General features: G+C 46.9%; 14 protein-coding genes and 2 pseudogenes. 11 read left to right on the plus strand and 5 right to left on the minus strand.

Going from position 1 to position 16,496, the window contains the following annotated elements; genetic code table 11:
- Positions 1-155: 155 nt before the first annotated feature.
- Positions 156-473, minus strand: a complete 318-nt coding sequence (locus ACLFWI_RS12770) for a hypothetical protein (RefSeq protein WP_446411163.1) — start codon at positions 471-473, stop codon at positions 156-158.
- On the opposite strand from ACLFWI_RS12770, the gene ACLFWI_RS12775 reads away from it, so the two are divergent.
- The 9 genes from ACLFWI_RS12775 to ACLFWI_RS12815 all read left to right on the plus strand — a co-directional run bounded on the left by ACLFWI_RS12775 (position 472) and on the right by ACLFWI_RS12815 (position 13,261).
- Positions 472-849, plus strand: coding sequence for a hypothetical protein (locus tag ACLFWI_RS12775; RefSeq protein WP_446413252.1), 378 nt, complete (start codon positions 472-474; stop codon positions 847-849). The two genes, ACLFWI_RS12770 and ACLFWI_RS12775, sit on opposite strands and share 2 nt — an antisense overlap.
- A gap of 242 nt (positions 850-1,091) precedes the next feature.
- Positions 1,092-2,507 carry an LCP family protein gene (locus ACLFWI_RS12780; protein WP_446413253.1) on the plus strand — a complete coding sequence of 472 codons (1,416 nt, stop codon included), beginning with the start codon at positions 1,092-1,094 and terminating at the stop codon, positions 2,505-2,507.
- A 668-nt stretch (positions 2,508-3,175) separates the two neighbouring features.
- Positions 3,176-4,429, plus strand: a complete 1,254-nt coding sequence (locus ACLFWI_RS12785; RefSeq protein WP_446413254.1) for a DUF4912 domain-containing protein — start codon at positions 3,176-3,178, stop codon at positions 4,427-4,429.
- A 146-nt stretch (positions 4,430-4,575) separates the two neighbouring features.
- Positions 4,576-5,145, plus strand: coding sequence for a CesT family type III secretion system chaperone (locus ACLFWI_RS12790; protein ID WP_446413255.1), 570 nt, complete (start codon positions 4,576-4,578; stop codon positions 5,143-5,145).
- A 327-nt stretch (positions 5,146-5,472) separates the two neighbouring features.
- Positions 5,473-5,637, plus strand: a complete 165-nt coding sequence (locus ACLFWI_RS12795) for a hypothetical protein (RefSeq protein WP_446413256.1) — start codon at positions 5,473-5,475, stop codon at positions 5,635-5,637.
- 23 nt (positions 5,638-5,660) lie between these two features.
- Positions 5,661-7,742 (plus strand): ShlB/FhaC/HecB family hemolysin secretion/activation protein, encoded by a 2,082-nt coding sequence (locus ACLFWI_RS12800; protein WP_446413257.1) that lies wholly within the window; start codon positions 5,661-5,663, stop codon positions 7,740-7,742.
- A 105-nt stretch (positions 7,743-7,847) separates the two neighbouring features.
- Positions 7,848-10,676 carry a cation-translocating P-type ATPase gene (locus tag ACLFWI_RS12805; protein WP_446413258.1) on the plus strand — a complete coding sequence of 943 codons (2,829 nt, stop codon included), beginning with the start codon at positions 7,848-7,850 and terminating at the stop codon, positions 10,674-10,676.
- 112 nt (positions 10,677-10,788) lie between these two features.
- Complete coding sequence (gene recF, locus ACLFWI_RS12810; RefSeq protein WP_446413259.1) at positions 10,789-11,937, plus strand: DNA replication/repair protein RecF; 1,149 nt, start codon at positions 10,789-10,791, stop codon at positions 11,935-11,937.
- Positions 11,938-12,376: 439 nt separating this feature from the next.
- Complete coding sequence (locus tag ACLFWI_RS12815) at positions 12,377-13,261, plus strand: pentapeptide repeat-containing protein (protein ID WP_446413260.1); 885 nt, start codon at positions 12,377-12,379, stop codon at positions 13,259-13,261.
- A 181-nt stretch (positions 13,262-13,442) separates the two neighbouring features.
- On the opposite strand, the pseudogene ACLFWI_RS12820 reads toward ACLFWI_RS12815, so the two are convergent.
- The 3 genes and pseudogenes from ACLFWI_RS12820 to ACLFWI_RS12830 form a co-directional block, all read right to left on the minus strand.
- Positions 13,443-13,643: pseudogene (locus ACLFWI_RS12820) on the minus strand (IS4 family transposase); the annotation flags it as partial.
- 185 nt (positions 13,644-13,828) lie between these two features.
- Positions 13,829-13,951: a hypothetical protein gene (locus ACLFWI_RS12825; protein ID WP_446413261.1), complete on the minus strand. Its 123-nt coding sequence runs from the start codon at positions 13,949-13,951 to the stop codon at positions 13,829-13,831.
- 92 nt (positions 13,952-14,043) lie between these two features.
- Positions 14,044-14,289, minus strand: a pseudogene (locus ACLFWI_RS12830) (IS4 family transposase); the annotation flags it as partial.
- A 42-nt stretch (positions 14,290-14,331) separates the two neighbouring features.
- Between ACLFWI_RS12830 and ACLFWI_RS12835 the strand changes: the two are divergent.
- Positions 14,332-14,505, plus strand: coding sequence for a hypothetical protein (locus tag ACLFWI_RS12835; protein WP_446413262.1), 174 nt, complete (start codon positions 14,332-14,334; stop codon positions 14,503-14,505).
- A 326-nt stretch (positions 14,506-14,831) separates the two neighbouring features.
- Positions 14,832-16,022 (plus strand): glycoside hydrolase family 10 protein, encoded by a 1,191-nt coding sequence (locus tag ACLFWI_RS12840; RefSeq protein ID WP_446413263.1) that lies wholly within the window; start codon positions 14,832-14,834, stop codon positions 16,020-16,022.
- Between the two features lie 252 nt (positions 16,023-16,274).
- Here the strand turns inward: ACLFWI_RS12840 and ACLFWI_RS12845 are convergent.
- Positions 16,275-16,496 (minus strand): hypothetical protein (locus ACLFWI_RS12845; protein WP_446413264.1); only part of this gene is annotated, 222 nt, incomplete at its 5' end.

Genomic DNA, 16,496 nt, shown 5'->3' on the forward strand with positions numbered 1-16,496 from the left:
CGGTTTCACCCAGATGTGACTAAACCCGCCCTGATCTACGTTGATCAGGAAGCACAATTGTGTAGGGGCGGGTTTTACAACTATCGTTTCGGTTTCACCCAGATGTGACTAAACCCGCCCTGATCTACGTTGATCAGGAAGCACTAAAGTGCTGACTACGAACCTCTGCTTTGAAATTTCCAGAAGCGCCACAAAAGAGCGATCGCCAAAATGATAGCAGGTGTGAGTACGGCAATCAGGGCATTCCCGGACGTTACCGGAATAGGGGGTAAACTAGGACTGGCGTACTTAATCACCAGGGAAATACCAAGGGAGAGAATGAACACTTTGACAATAAAATTGAATTGAATACCCATAAGTTTTTGTGTCACCCGGTATGCGGTTGTGATATTATTCCCTTTTTTAGCACCAATAACCAATGATACAATTCCCACCTTGTAAGGTGTTTCAGCCTTAAACCACCAAAGCACCATGAATCACCTCGATCGATTGGACAATCAAAACCTGCAACGTTTACAGCTATTTGCCTACCTGCTGCCCGTGATCGGCTTTTTTCCGGCACTGTGGACAGTCTACCGTCGTCAAGGAACGCGAGAACAGCAAGCCGTCAGTCGCTTGTCCGTAACCTTGGCTTTCGCTTGGCTAGTAGGCTACATTTTATTATTGTCAGGGGCGCAGCTCACCGAGTTTTGGAGCTTCCGTCTGTTATTCATGAATACTATGCTCACCTCTGGGTATTTTTTAGTCAGTGTTTGGCTCATGGTGCGCTTAGGGCAAGGGAAGTTACCCCGTCTCCCTGGAATTAGCCAGGTGGCGGAAGGAAAAGTGCGAAAGCATCTGTCCGAGTAAACGATTTTAGCGTTTGGGTTGTCCGGTTATAGGAAAATGGTGACGGGCTGTTTGCCTGAAGTTGATCAACTGCTCTCATCTTTTGCCGTATTTGCCTGGTTTTGCCCCAAACGGTGAGAAAACCTGATATGAGTGTTTGTGTCAAACGCTCTAAACCAGACTCAGGGTAAGCAATGAGGACATCGGCGTGTATCATCTGCTTAAACCCATCCTGATCGCTTATGTGTGTGTGAGGAAACCAAGTGCCAGCTCGAAAAACCGACGAACAACCCCGCCAAGGACAGAAAAAGAGGAGTCAACCGCCGAAAAAGAAACCGACTAAAGCTAAACGAGGACATTGGCTTTGGCTGTGGTTAGGCTTTACTGGCGTCGCCATGTTATCTGCAACAGCAGGGGCAATGCTTGCTGTTTCCCTATCGAGTATGCCTTTACTGCAAAGTCAACTGAATGCTGATGAGGCAGCCATCTTTAGCGACAAGGGTAGTATGACCCGCAATAGTATGCGACTACCCGAATTGACGCGACCTGTCAATATTTTGATTTTGGGGACTAAGGTTCTTAGTTCTGACTTGGATCAACCTCTAGAGGAAGACTTGGGATACCATGCACTGGTCAATTCCTTTGATGGGCACTCCGACACTATGCTTTTGGCTCGGTTTGACCCCAATAACCAAAAATTAAATGTTCTCTCCATTCCCCGCGATACCCAAACCTACGTTGAAGGGTATGGTGTGACTAAAATCAACGCGGCTAATTACTATGGTGGACCAGCTTTAACGGCAAAGGCAACCAGTGAACTCCTTGATGGTGTAGGGATTGACCGTTATGTCCGAGTGAATGTACAAGGTGTGGAAAAGCTCGTGGATGCCTTGGGTGGCGTCACTGTGTATGTTCCCCAGGACATGAAATATCAAGATGACTCTCAACATCTCTATATTGACCTTAAGCAAGGCAAACAGCATCTTAATGGCGATCAGGCAATGCAATTTTTGCGGTTTCGCTATGACAAATATGGGGATGTGGGTCGAGTACAGCGCCAGCAGATACTAATGCGGGCATTAATAGAGCAAGCGCTCAATCCCACAACATTAGGGCGACTGCCCAAAATTCTATCGGTGATTCAGTCTCACATTGACACCAACTTAAGCGTTGAAGAATTGGTGGCTCTGATCGGATTTGCTGTCAATAGCAAACGTTCTGACGTACAAATGTTAATGGTTCCTGGTCGGTTTAACGGCACCGGAGAAAAGGAAGTCAGTTACTGGTTACCAAACCACCGCCAGATTCGACAAATGGTGGCTCAACATTTTGATCAAGGTTATAGCGAACTCTCCGATATTGACCCAGCTTATTTGCGGGTGGCGATTCAAGATAGTACCGATAATCCAGAAGCCGTTCAATCCCTAATCAGTACCCTAACAGAAGCAGGTTATCGAAATAATTATGTCGGCGAACCCTGGGCAGAACCCTTGCGCGTCACCCGCATCATCGCCCAACAAGGAGACGAAGCCACCGCTGCGACTATCAGGGCTGATTTGGGATTTGGTGAGGTGCGCGTCGAGAGTACGGGTTCTCTAGCCTCCGATGTGACGATTCAGTTGGGTCAAGATTGGCTGGAACAGCAGGATTTCTCAGAGGAGGGGTTTTTTAATTTCTAGGTCTTATGTCATTTGTCTTATGTCATTTGTCCTTTGTTAAAGACGACTTTCACTCTATTGGGGCGGGTTTAGAGATATCAGGGTGAAAACCAAATGTTAGTAGTAAAACCCGCCCCTACAACTGTCATAATTTTTCCCTTCTTCCTCGTCTTCCAGGTGCGCCAGGGCACGTCTCTACATTTCTCCCTCATCTTCCCCCAGCTTCCAGACGTGCCAGGGCACGTCTCTACATTGCTCCCCCTGCTCCCCTAAGCGATCCCCTTGTCGCCCAAATGTCATGGAACCCTGACATTGCGATCCCCGATCAGCTTGTAAATTCGTCAATTCTTGAAAATTGGTGTCTTGATCCCCTTGACCGTACCTAAGGCTTTTCTGCTACATAGATAAATAAAGCGATCCCAAAGAAATCCTGATTTAAGCATTTCTGTGATTCTTGGCGCTAAATGTTATCGGGAGTAATCCCAACGTCTGCCTAAAGAGTAAGTCGTGCGTGAGTTTGTACCTGCCCAAACGAAAGACGAATGCAATACGTCACCGAGATTGACTTACTCCAAGGCGGTAGGAATCATCAACCTTTATCAAATGTGATGTTGTTAAATTATGATCCCCATTTTTTGATTCATCAGGAGAGATACAACCTACCGTCCTAACCATTGGAGAGTATATTCATGGCAAAAGAACGCCCACCTTTAGAAGAGATGACCTTACGGCAACTGCGTAGAGTTGCAAGTGAGTATGGCATTTCGCGGTATAGCCGGATGCGTAAGGCGCAGTTACTGGCAGAAATTCAAAAAGTCCAACATACCAAAATCTCGCTCAGTCCAACCAGCACAGTGGAGGCACAACCAGAAGTGGAAGCATCTAAATTTGAACTCGGTCAAGACGATCGCACCGGTGGTGATCTAGCATCTGTAGACGAAGGATTACCTGATTTACCCGCAGGGTATGGTGAAAGTCGGATCGTCCTCATGCCCCGCGATCCTCAATGGGCGTATACCTACTGGGATATTCCTAACGAACACAAGGAAGATCTGCGGCGTCAGGGGGGACAGCAATTAGCGCTGCGGATTTATGATGTCACCGATATTAACCTGGAATACCAAAGCGCCCATAGCATTCAGGAATATCCCTGTGACGAACTAGCACGGGAATGGTACTTACCTTTACCTGTTAGCGATCGCGACTACGTAGTGGATATCGGTTATCGTTGTGCCGATGGTCGTTGGTTAATCCTAGCCCGTTCTACACCCGTCCATGTTCCCCCGGTTTATCCCAGCGACTGGATTGAAGACCAATTCATCACCGTTAACTGGGAGGAAGAACTCCAAGGTAAGACGGTATACGAGTTGGTTCCTCCCAGCAAGCGCCAACCTGTTACCGCAGAAGCCGCAGATACCGACAACCCCATCTACGACGAAATCTTTGGCATGGCAAAATCTGCCGAAGCTCAGCGCGTCGCGGGTTCTATGTACGGTTCAATGCAGCATGTTCCCGGCTCGATGGCTCCATCTCAATCCGTCAGTTCCTACATCTTCCCCTCTGGGGTAGGGATGTGGGCTGTACCCACCATGTCTGGCTTAACCATGTCCGGTGTTGGCATGTCCGGAGTCGGGATGGGGATGTCTGCTTCTATGCCACCCATTCGTCCTCGTCAGTTCTGGTTGGTTGCCGATGCTGAATTGATTGTCTACGGTGCAACCGAACCCGATGCCACCGTAACCATTGGCGGGCGTCCGATTAAACTGAATCCAGACGGAACCTTCCGCTTCCAGATGTCCTTCCAAGATGGTTTGATCGACTACCCGATCATGGCAGTGGCAGCCGATGGCGAACAAACTCGCTCGATTCAGATGAAATTTACCCGCGAGACGCCCTCACGCAACACCAACACCAAAGAAGAAATGGTTCCTGAATGGCTCTAGCGATTACAGTGTGAAGGACAAAGGATAACGAAGAACTATCGTCAATCTTGCCACTTCACACTTCATCCCGAATCTTTCATACTTCTAGAAGTGTCCCCTGACAACTGTCGGGGGATTTTTTTACGAAATTCTCTGGAAAAAACAAGATGAAACCCGAAGAAATTACTATCAAGCTGGCAGAACTTTTTAATTCTCAGGCAGTTCAACAGGTAGAATCAGGGACGTGGCAGGTGGAAATACCTCAACTGAGAGTGTTGATCCTGCTATCCTCAGACCAGTCTTGGCTAAGAATCTTGGTTCCCATAGCATCAGCTCAAGAGGCTCAACCCTTTCTGGAACAACTCTTAGAAGCCAATTTTGATGAAACTCAGGACACTCGCTATGCCTTGAATCAAAATGTGCTTTGGGGCGTCTTTCAGCATAAGCGGGAGACGCTAGACCCTGAGGACTTTTGTCACGCAGTCATACGACTGGTTGCCTTGTGTCAACAGGGGTTAGAGTCCAGCTTTGACCAGTTTGTAGACCGTCAAATTCGTCAAATCATTCGAGCGGCAAAGCAGCAAGGGCAATCCTTTGAGACTACCCTGCAAACTCTAGATCGCTTTTATCGAGAAGGTTTGATGGGTGAGATGGAATCAAGCGAACAAACAGAAAAGGTCTTGGCACAATGGCAACAGCGTTTAGAACGTCTTTGGTCAGAGGTAGAACCGTCATGAACCCAACGCTGACCGATACGAGCGGTACAGCGTGGGCTTGAGAGAAATCTAGGTCCTTCGTGATTAGCCTCAGTATTCCGACCAAAGCAAGGAATACTACGTTGATCGGAAATCACTATGCACTGTGAAGTACAGGGTTGGCAACCCGGTAGAGACGTAGCAGGCTACGTCTCTACGCCCTGCGGTTTTGATTAAACATTCCTGTTGGGTAGGGAAAGTGTGAAAACATCAAAACTCCGATGAACATTCCTTGCTCCTGAAAGGATGACAATACTACCGTCAAGACGCACCAGGGCGCCTCTGTACATTGGTTATTGGTAAAAAACTGTGCGTACAAATGACATAGACGCGCAAGCGGTTTCTGCTTGGGCTAAACCCTCCTCGAAGAGTAGAGTAGAACATCAGACGCGATATTCAGGCGCTGGACTCTATAGTATGAGCTTAGGAGCAGTTATTCCAGAACAATTAGTCGCTGGGGGCGCTCAACGATGAAAAAGTCGGGGAGTAAGCTTTTAGTGAATATTTTTTTAAAAGGGCAGATTCTGGGACAACTGACACCTGTTTGGGTGGGCATTATGGGTTTAAATGCACCAACAGCGCTGGGTACAACTCCCATGTCTGTGTCACAAGTAAGCCAGAATCCTGTCAATCCACCTAATCTGATTGAATTCTCTCACCAGCAATTTCAGAAGGCGGAAATTAGAGCTGATTCAAATAGCGCTGAACTCGAATCCCGCGATCGCTCTTTTTATCCAGAAGCGTCTCACTTAAAACCATGGGATCAAGAGTCACCAAGGGTCAACCCTCTCTCACTCAGTCAGGGCGAGTTGAATCACATCGGAATAAGCCAAGAAACGGTAGACGTGAAACCCATCCCTACCCACTCCAAACTCAACCCTATTTTTACCCCAAATCACGCTTACCCGGATGATATTCCGATCGCACAAACCCTACCCACGCCTCCGAACCCCGAAACCATCCAACCCAATCCGGATGATCGTTTTCCTCAACCCACGCCTATTCCTGAACCCTTACGTCCCGATGATTCCCCACCTTTGTCCCAACCCGAACCCACTCCCTCTCGCCCCACAAATTCTAACGTGGAGACTATTCAAATCGAGAAAATCAATGTCACAGGTAGCACCATCTTTGAACCCGAGGAATTCAATCCCATTGTCCAACCATTGGCAGGAGAAGCGGTTACCCTACAACAATTACAACAGGCTGCTGATGCCATCACTCAACTCTATTTAAATCGTGGTTACATCACCTCAAGAGCCATTCTAGTAGACCAGGATATTACTGATGGTGTCGTAGAGATTTTTGTCCTAGAAGGGAGTCTGGAGGAGATTAAAATTGAGGGGATTCGCCGCCTTAAAGCCAGTTATATCCGGAATCGGATTCAGCTAGGTGTCAGCAAACCCCTAAATACCGCTCGCCTGGAAGATAAATTGCGGCTACTGCGGGCTGATCCCTTATTTGAGTCCGTAGACGCCAGTCTTCGTGCTGGTACTCAACCGGGCAAAAGCAATTTAATTATTCGTGTTGTTGAAGCCAATCCCTTTGAAGGTAGTTTCACAACGGATAACTATTCACCGCCCAGCGTCGGTTCAGAACGATTGGGCGTAAGTGGACGCTATCGTAATCTGACCGGGTATGGGGATGAACTGACGGCTAGTTCCTCCTATTCCACCACTGGCGGCTCAAACGTGATCAACATGGGCTATCGCCTTCCCCTAAATCCGAAAAATGGCACCCTGCAAGTGCAAGCCAGCATTGATCGCAATCGAGTGACTGACGAACGCTTTGCCCAATTCGATATTGAAGGAGAATCTGAGCAGTATGAGATTAGTTTTCGTCAACCGTTAATTCGCACCTCCCGTGAAGAATTCGCCCTATCGCTGGGTTTTAGCTTTAGGGACAGTCAGACATTTGTGTTGGATATACCTGCCCCTTTAAGTCCTGGGGCTGATGCTGAGGGGATAACGCGCACCAGTGTGATTCAATTTGGACAAGACTACCGACGCCGTGACTCCAGGGGAGCTTGGTCAGCGCGATCGCTCTTTAGTCTGGGTACAGGTTGGTTGGATGCTACCGTTAATCCCGATCCTGATCCGGATGGACGTTTTTTAAGCTGGTTTGGTCAGATCCAACGAGTCCAAATTCTCAATAATAGTCATTTTTTAATTATGGGTGCTGATATTCAACTGACACCCAACACTCTTTTACCGTCTCAACAATTTGTCATTGGTGGCGCTCAATCCGTGCGAGGCTATCGACAGAATGCTCGCATTGGAGATAATGGCATGCGATTGTTCCTAGAAGACCGGATCACGTTAGAGAAAAATGCATCAGGTGCGTCAACGTTCCAAATTGCACCATTTTTCCATGCGGGTTGGGTGTGGAATAATCTTGATGATCAGAACACTCTGTCTCAAGAACAGTTTTTAGCCAGTCTGGGTATGGGGATACTGTGGCAACCACTACCTGGATTAGATTTGCGCCTTGACTATGGTTTACCCTTAGTCGAACTGGAAGATCAAGGTCAGAATGCTCAAGATGAGGGATTCCACTTTTCGGTTCGCTACCAGTTTTAAGCGGGGGTGCGAGGGTTGTTCCAGACGTAGCATGCTACGTCTGGAACAACTTCCCCAATTACAGTTGTTGTCTGAAAAGACTATGATTGATTGGGTATCGTGTTTATGCAAACCTGCCCCGTGACTTCATCTCATCGTTCCCATTCGCTGCCTGATCCTTTAAATGCATGGCATACCCAATCCATAGACGAGTCGCTTACCCAACTGGATAGCAATCCCCAGACGGGTTTGAACTCTGAACAAGTCACACAGCGATCGCAATACTACGGATTGAATGAACTCGAAGAAACTGCGGGTCGCAGTTCTTGGGTGATTCTTCTGGATCAGTTCACCAATATCATGCTGATTATGCTGATTGTGGTGGCAATCATCTCCGGAGTTATTGATCTGATCGATTGGCGACAAGGAGGATTAGAGGCGGGTCAAGTTCCGTTTAAGGATACGATCGCGATTCTGTTAATCGTTATTCTTAATGGTGTCTTGGGCTATCTGCAAGAAAGTCGTGCCGAAAAAGCCCTCGCCGCCCTAAAAAATCTTGCCTCTCCCAAAGTCCGTGTCCTGCGCGAGGGTAGACCGATGGAGGTGGATAGCAAACAGCTTGTCCCTGGAGACATTATGCTCCTGGAAGCGGGGGTGCAAATTGCGGCTGATGGACGCTTAATTGAGGAATCAAACCTCCAGATCCGGGAATCCGCTTTAACTGGAGAAGCGAACGCGGTTAATAAGCAAGCCACTGTCACCTTAGCCGAGGATACCCCCTTAGGCGATCGCATTAATTTAGTCTTTCAGGGTACCGAAGTCGTTCAAGGTCGCGGTACCGTCCTGGTTGCAGCCACAGGGATGAAGACGGAACTGGGACGGATTGCCGAAATGTTGCAAGGGGTGGAAAGCGAACCAACACCCTTGCAACAGCGGATGACCCAATTAGGGAATGTCTTAGTCAGTGGTTCTCTGATCTTGGTGGTGCTGGTTGTTGTTGGCGGCTTAATTCAAAGTGGCGGCGATTTAGGTGTTTTCCAACAACTGGTGGAAGTGTCTCTAAGTATGGCGGTAGCGGTTGTGCCAGAAGGCTTACCGGCTGTCATTACCGTTACCTTAGCACTGGGAACTCAACGCATGGTGCGTCGCCATGCTCTGATCCGTAAACTTCCTGCAGTGGAAACCTTAGGTAGTGTGACGACGATCTGTTCGGATAAAACCGGTACCCTGACTCAAAATAAGATGGTCGTGCAATGGGTAATCACTCCCCACCACACGTTCCAAGTTACGGGAGAAGGGTATGCGCCTAACGGGGAGTTTCTGATCACCGAGACAGCCATTTCTACCCAAGAATATCCCGAATTACAAGTATTACTTCAAGGTTGCGCTCTCTGTAATGATGCTATCTTGCAGTATGAACAGGATAATTGGCTGATTTTAGGAGACCCCACCGAAGGGGCATTAATTACCCTAGCCGGGAAGGGTGGTGTTGATAAAGAACCGTTGCGGCGTCAGTTTCCTCGGGTCGGTGAAATTCCCTTTTCCTCAGAGCGAAAGCGCATGAGTGTAATATGTCAAGGGTCACATGGATCAGTGGCAACGGATGATGGACAAGGAACCTACCTCATGTTTACCAAGGGTTCCCCTGAGTTAGTCTTAGAGCGTTGCTATTCTTTGCAGGCGGGTGATCACACTGAGGTGTTGACCGACGAGCAACGGACGGATATTTTGCGGCACAATAATCAAATGGCTGGGGCGGGATTGCGGGTTTTGGGGTTTGCCTATAAGCCTCTTTCTGCTGCACCCAATGATGGGGTAGATGCTAGTGAAGCGGCGGAGCAAGAATTAGTTTGGTTGGGACTGGTGGGGATGTTAGACGCCCCCCGCCCCGAAGTTTTGGATGCTGTGCGACGCTGTCGGAATGCGGGTATCCGCCCGGTGATGATTACCGGAGATCATCAGCTTACGGCTCGCGCGATCGCTCATGCTTTGGGTATTGCGGATCAACATGATCGGGTTCTTACGGGTCAGGAGTTACAAAAGCTTTCCCCATCGGATCTGGACAAACAGGTCGAGGAGGTGAGCGTTTATGCTCGTGTTTCTCCTGAACATAAACTGCGTATTGTCCAAGGACTTCAGCGTCAAGGTGAAGTCGTCGCTATGACCGGTGATGGAGTTAATGATGCTCCCGCTCTTAAGCAAGCGGATATCGGTATTGCGATGGGGATTACCGGAACCGATGTGAGTAAAGAAGCCAGTGATATGGTACTGCTAGATGATAACTTTGCCACGATTGTTGCCGCGACGGAAGAAGGTCGCACGGTTTATGATAATATCCGCCGCTTTATTCGCTATATCTTAGGTAGTAACATTGGTGAGGTGTTAACTATTGCCGCAGCACCGATTATGGGACTCCCGGATGTTCCCCTGTCGCCGTTACAAATTCTCTGGATGAACTTAGTCACTGATGGTTTACCCGCTTTAGCGTTGGCGGTAGAACCGGCTGAACCCGATGTGATGAAGCGTCCTCCGTTTAGTCCCCGTGAGAGTATTTTTGCCCGGGGATTGGGTGTCTATATGGTGCGGATTGGGATTATTTTCGCCATTGTCACGATTATTTTAATGGCGCTGGCGTTTGACTATTTTCCCCTCCACTGGAAAACGATGGTCTTTACTACCTTGTGTTTGGCTCAGATGGGACATGCGATCGCGGTTCGTTCCAATACTCGTTTAACTGTTGAGATAAATCCGTTCTCGAATCCCTATTTAATTTGGGCGGTAAGCGTCACGGCGATCTTACAATTGGCATTGGTTTATGTGCCATTTTTGCAAAATTTCTTTGGTACAGAACCGCTGACGCTGACTGAATTGTTGATTTGCTTGGGGTTTAGTACGTCATTGTTTATTTGGGTTGAGTTGGAGAAGCTGTTTATTCGTTGGTACAAAAATCGGTAATTGGTCAAGGAACAGGGAACAGGGAACAGGGAACAGGGAACAGGGAACAGGGAACAGGGAACAGGGAACAGGGAATTGGGAACAATTAATAGTCACCAGTCAACCATGATCAATGTATTTAAAATGCTTAAAATTGCGTCAGTTTCGCAATTATCAGGATTGCTTGGTTAATTTTGAAGCACCGAAAACTATTTTGGTGGGAAATAATGCTCAGGGGAAGTCTAATCTACTAGAAGCGGTAGAATTACTCTCAACGCTGAAAAGTCATCGGTCAGGACGCGATCGCGAATTGGTGTTGGAGGATGCCTCGATGGGTCAGATTCAGGCTATCTTGGAACGGGCTTATGGTTCTATTGAACTAAGCTTAACCCTTCGCAGTCAGGGACGCCGGACTGTGGCTTTAAATCGCGAATCCTTACGTCGCCAGCTTGATTTTTTAGGGATTTTGAATGCGGTACAGTTTTCCAGTCTGGATTTGGATTTAGTTCGCGGAAGTCCGGAACGACGCCGGAATTGGTTGGATTCTATTCTCACCCAACTTGAACCTGTTTATGCTTATATTTTGCAGCAATATAATCAAGTCCTGCGCCAGCGCAACGCCTTGCTCAAAACCATCCGGAAGCAGGAGGAAGAAAGGACACAAGAGGGGATAATATCAAAGCAGCCCCAGACAGAACTGGCTCTTTGGGATGCACAACTGGCAACGGCGGGGTCGCGTGTAACTCGGCGTCGTGCTAGAGTGTTGCAACGATTAGCACCACTTGCTCAATCTTGGCATAGTAGTATTAGTGGTAAAACAGAGTTACTGGAAGTGACCTACGCCCCAAATGTCAACCTGGAGAAGGATGACCCAGAAGGTGTTCAGCAGGCATTTTTAGATAAACTCCACCATCGTCGTTTTCCCGAACAGCGTCAGGGGATAACTCTGGTTGGTCCCCACCGAGATGATGTGGAATTTACAATTAACCAAACCCCTGCCCGTTCCTATGGTTCTCAAGGACAACAACGGACGTTGGTTTTGGCACTAAAATTAGCAGAGTTAAAGCTAATTGAAGAAGTTGTGGGTGAACCGCCACTGTTATTATTGGATGATGTTTTAGCAGAACTTGATCCTAACCGCCAAAATCAGCTTTTGGATGCGATTCAAGATCGGTTTCAAACCCTGATTACAACCACCCACTTAGGCGCATTTGATTCTCAGTGGTTGAACTCCTCCCAAATTCTTTCGGTTCAAGCAGGTCAAATTCACCCCCTACCGTAAAAATCAATCGTCATTTGTCATACAATTATCTAGTTTTTTTTCTATCATCACTATATCAGCCCATTAATTGCAAATTTAAATGGTATAGGGTGTATGACAAGTATGGCAGTGTAATCTGAATTATGAGGCGGACAGTTTTGAAATTAATATTACTCAACAATTTCTTTAAGCTTGATAAAGAAGGCGGCGATTTGGGCGAAATGGCAATCCTATCGCAGTATAATCTTTATTAGTAAAGTCAGACATACCGATCAATTTGACTGACTTAGAGATAGAGAATGGATTATACTACAGTTTAAGGATGTTGGATATAAACGTAAATTTTCTCAAAGAATGTTTCTTGATTAACTATTAGGATTAAAGTAGAAAAGGAATCTCATTAAAATTACCAATCATTCAACTTTGCCCAAATCATAAATACTTAGTGGACGTTGTAGCTATGAACGTTAGACAACTTCTCAAACTGTACGAACAAGGAAATCGAGAATTCACCGGGATTGACCTGAGTGGGGCTAACCTCAGGGGAGTTATGTTAATCGGAGTTAACCTAACAGGGGCGAATCTCAGAGGAGCAGATTTGAGCAGAGCATTTTTACTCAAATCTGATTTGAGTAGCGCTCAGATGAATTGGACGAATCTTAATTACGTTAAAATGAGCGATGCCAAACTGGTTGACGCTGATTTGACTAAAGCCAATATCAATGGTGCTTTTATGGTCAAATCAAAGCTCACGGGTGCTAAACTCAGTGGGGCAATATTGAATGGTACAAACCTCCGACGGGCTAACTTATGGGGTGCAAATCTTTGCGGAGCGCAGTTAGAACGGGTGAATTTGCGGGATGCAAATTTAACGGGCGTGAATTTTAAATGGGCGAATTTATCGGAAGCAAGGTTGATTGGTGCTAGGGTTTATGGCTCATCGCTGAGTTTTGTCAATCTCAGCTACGCCTGGTTAAAAGATTTAGATTTAGCGGGCGCTGATTTAGAAGGGGTTAATTTCAGTGGCGCGAGATTAAGTCGGGCGAATTTAGAAGGGGCAAGTTTGATTGCCGCGAATTTGGAATCCGCTATACTGGATTGGGCAAATCTCCAAGGTGCAGATTTAACCTGCGCTAATCTGGAGAATGCGAATCTAGAAAATGCGAATCTAACCTGGGCAGTTCTCAGAAAAGCTAATTTGCTGGATGCCAATTTGAAAGGTGCAAAACTCTATGGTTTAGATATTAACGAGATGCAAGTTAGTAATGGGGTAGGATTTCCAGCCAGTAACCAAGGCGTTGGATTTCCAGCCAACAACCAATTTGTTTATTCAACGGCTGTGTGACGAAAATTGATACCCTAGAATCGGGCGCAAGCATTCATTGGTGTCAACTTGAGCTTCAAAAAGAAAGCAATACCTTGATCTGACTTCACCCTAACCCTCCCCTGATCAAGGGGAGGGAACATTTCTCCCCTACCCCCCTCGTTCCTCCCTTATAGATCCCCCTTCCGTCCCCCTTTTTAAGCTATGCATTACTCACATCTTTCTTAACATGAAGGCCCTTGACTTTAGCAGTAGTTTTGGGGGAAAGTAAAAGCCAAGTCTGGGCAATGTCATGGAGTCGTCGCAGACCTTGCCAAATAGTTTTAACCCCCGGTTCGCCATCATGAGAACGGGCTAAGAACCCGCCGAGTTGGGCGATCCAACGCACGGCATCTCTTAAACTGAAGTTCCCCCTGTGCGGATGTACTACACCTAGTGAAAAATCCCATCCAGTAAGGGTTTGAGCGGTGATAGGTAAAAAGCTTACTGGGTACAACCTTCGACTCGGATGGCTGAACCTCTTATCCTATAAGGCTTGTAGCGATTAGGGCTTCGACTTGTTCACACGAGCGAGACCCTATCGTTACTTTATGCGATCGCGATAATTATTTCAACCCGTAGCCATGTTGAAACTTGCAAGTAAACAACAATCATATTACCTTGGTGAAAAAGAGCGATCGCCTCAGAATCCGTTTTAGGAGTCGCTTTCACAAATGTACCCATTGAGCGGGGGTCAAAAAATGGCTGTAACCCCCTCTAGTTAAGCACTCCGTTATTTTGCTCTGGGGGTAACTTCAGCTTAAATTGGGAGGAGAGTCAGGGGGGTTAGAGTGGTGATGAATCGTGCAATAAAGAGCCTGGCACTGATATGCTTCTAAAACAGTGTCGGCAGGCAGCTCGGGATGGTAACGGGCAAGATAGGTGATCCATAATAAGCGCCAAGCAACAATGGTGTAGGTAGCCAAAGCACGGTGGATGCGATCGGCACTTTCCAATTGCAGTTGTTCAAGGCGACAACCGCTCTTGAGAACATAATGATAACGTTCAATCGTTACCACTTTTCAACATTTTGTGCGATCGCACGGAACGCAGTGCCGGAGACAATCGCTCGCTTTTTTACCAACTACCCACAACTTGCCGGGTTGAGGGGGCTTAGGTTTGCGGCTGTGATTGAGGAGTGCGATCGCCTTGCCTTTAACCCACCGCTCAAAACATGGGAAGGGGACAAGTTACATCGTCTCAGCCAAGTTGCTGAAGTCCCATGAGTCCCATGGATGCAAGGGAAAGCTGTTACTTTACCACACCCTGTTATCAGTGTGCCGTATTCTGACGTTGACGATGGATCAGGGACTACCGAGGGAGCCTATTAATAAATGTAACGTCATTAGGTTGAAACCTAGATATGTCCAGCCTTCTGAATTGTTAAGAAAGATGTGAGTAATGCATAGCTTCAAAAGGGGGAGACCAGATGTTGCTTCGCTTTTTTTGCACGGGGAGACCAGATGTTGCTTCGCGTTTTGTTGCACGGGGGATTAAGGGGGGTTAAGATTAATCCATTGACAAATGACAAATGACAAATGACAAATGACGAATGACGAATAACAAACGTCAACGTAGATTCAGGGTTTTTCTCGGATTAGGGCTGATATTCAGTATTTTCCTACTTGTGGCTAAATCCATTATCTTTTCCCCCTGTTTAGCCCGTTCTCAAACGCCGACAACCATCACAGAAATTAGAGGCGTTTGGTTGACAAATGTTGCCAGTGGTGTATTGTTTTCACCTTGGGGAATTAACCGAGCGATCGCGCAATTGTCTAAACTGAACTTTAACACGGTTTATCCGGTGGTTTGGAATCGGGGACATACGTTTTATCCGAGTGCGGTGGCGACACAAGAACCTTTGCTGGCAATTATGCGCCTCAATGGAGATGTTTTGGCAGATATTATACAGCAGGGACATCGCCAAGGGTTACGGGTAATTCCTTGGTTTGAGTATGGATTTATGACACCAATTTATTCTGAATTAGCGCGGCGTCATCCCACCTGGATAACTCAAAGTTTAACTCAAAAATCTGATCCGGAGAATCATCCCCAACTTTTATGGCTGAATCCGTTACATCCAGAGGTACAACAGCTTATCCTCGATCTAATTAAGGAAGTAGTCAGCCAATATGATGTGGATGGGATTCAGTTGGATGATCACTTTGGCATGCCTGTGGAATTGGGTTATGATGCTTATACGCTAGAGCGTTATCAGCAAGAACATGATGGAAATCCTCCCCCAAATTCGCCGTTAAATAGTGAATGGATGCGCTGGCGGGCGAATAAGATTAGCGAGTTTATGGGAAAGATTGTCCAGACGGTTAAATCGATTAAACCGGATTGTATCATCTCGCTTTCACCTAATCCCCAAGCCTTTGCTTATCAACATTATCTACAAGACTGGCAAACCTGGGTACAACGGGGTTGGGTGGATGAATTAGTGTTACAGGTTTATCGGGATGAGTTGAGTAGTTTTACCGCGGAACTTAATCAACCCGCAGTACGCATGGCGCGGCGGACAATTCCGGTAAGTATTGGCATTTTAACGGGAACCTTAGGTGATCCGATTCCCTTTGCACAAATTCAAGCCCAAGTTGAAGCGGTTCGCGATCGCGCCTTTGATGGTGTATCCTTTTTTTACTGGGAAACCCTGTGGAGTTATTTGACTCCGGAGTCTCCGCAACAGCGAAGGCAGGGATTTCGCGAATTATTTCCCTATCCGGCTATTATACCTAATTGACACCACTAATCGATCGGCGGGCGATCCATTTCACCCAATCAATTATTGTAGGGGCGGGTTTAGGGATTTAATGGCGATACCCACCGCTAACCTTTCAACAAAACCCGCCCTGATATTGTAGGGGCGGGTTTAGGGATTTAATGGCGATACCCACCGCTAACCTTTCAACAAAACCCGCCCTGATAAGTAGTCGGACAAAAGAAAACGGTACTGTATTAAATGTAAATAAATCGTCCTTAAACCCTTACCGTTTTATGACAGCGCTGTCGTTGTCGGGTGGGCATTGCCCACCTTACCTGAAAAGGGAATGCAAAAAGAAAGAAGGAATAACACATATTCTGTTTGGTTTGTCAAAACAGTCATCAGAGAAAATTTTCCCGTCAGGGGTGGCACAGTATCAGGTGTCAACCCTGTGCTGAAAAGCCCTAGGAGAACGTGAAAACGGACACGATTTTTTATAGCCTGTTTAAGGAG

Source organism: Coleofasciculus sp. (assembly GCF_046539235.1).
Classification (GTDB): Bacteria; Cyanobacteriota; Cyanobacteriia; order Cyanobacteriales; family Coleofasciculaceae; genus Coleofasciculus.

Excerpts from the sequence above, each read along its gene's own strand:
- ACLFWI_RS12775 (WP_446413252.1), top strand. The coding sequence starts at position 472 with ATGAATCACCTCGATCGATTGGACAATCAAAACCTGCAACGTTTACAG.
- ACLFWI_RS12770 (WP_446411163.1), bottom strand. The coding sequence starts at position 473 with ATGGTGCTTTGGTGGTTTAAGGCTGAAACACCTTACAAGGTGGGAATT.
- ACLFWI_RS12785 (WP_446413254.1), top strand. The coding sequence starts at position 3,176 with ATGGCAAAAGAACGCCCACCTTTAGAAGAGATGACCTTACGGCAACTG.
- ACLFWI_RS12790 (WP_446413255.1), top strand. The coding sequence starts at position 4,576 with ATGAAACCCGAAGAAATTACTATCAAGCTGGCAGAACTTTTTAATTCT.
- ACLFWI_RS12805 (WP_446413258.1), top strand. The coding sequence starts at position 7,848 with ATGCAAACCTGCCCCGTGACTTCATCTCATCGTTCCCATTCGCTGCCT.
- recF (WP_446413259.1), top strand. The coding sequence starts at position 10,789 with ATGTATTTAAAATGCTTAAAATTGCGTCAGTTTCGCAATTATCAGGAT.
- ACLFWI_RS12815 (WP_446413260.1), top strand. The coding sequence starts at position 12,377 with ATGAACGTTAGACAACTTCTCAAACTGTACGAACAAGGAAATCGAGAA.
- ACLFWI_RS12840 (WP_446413263.1), top strand. The coding sequence starts at position 14,832 with ATGACGAATAACAAACGTCAACGTAGATTCAGGGTTTTTCTCGGATTA.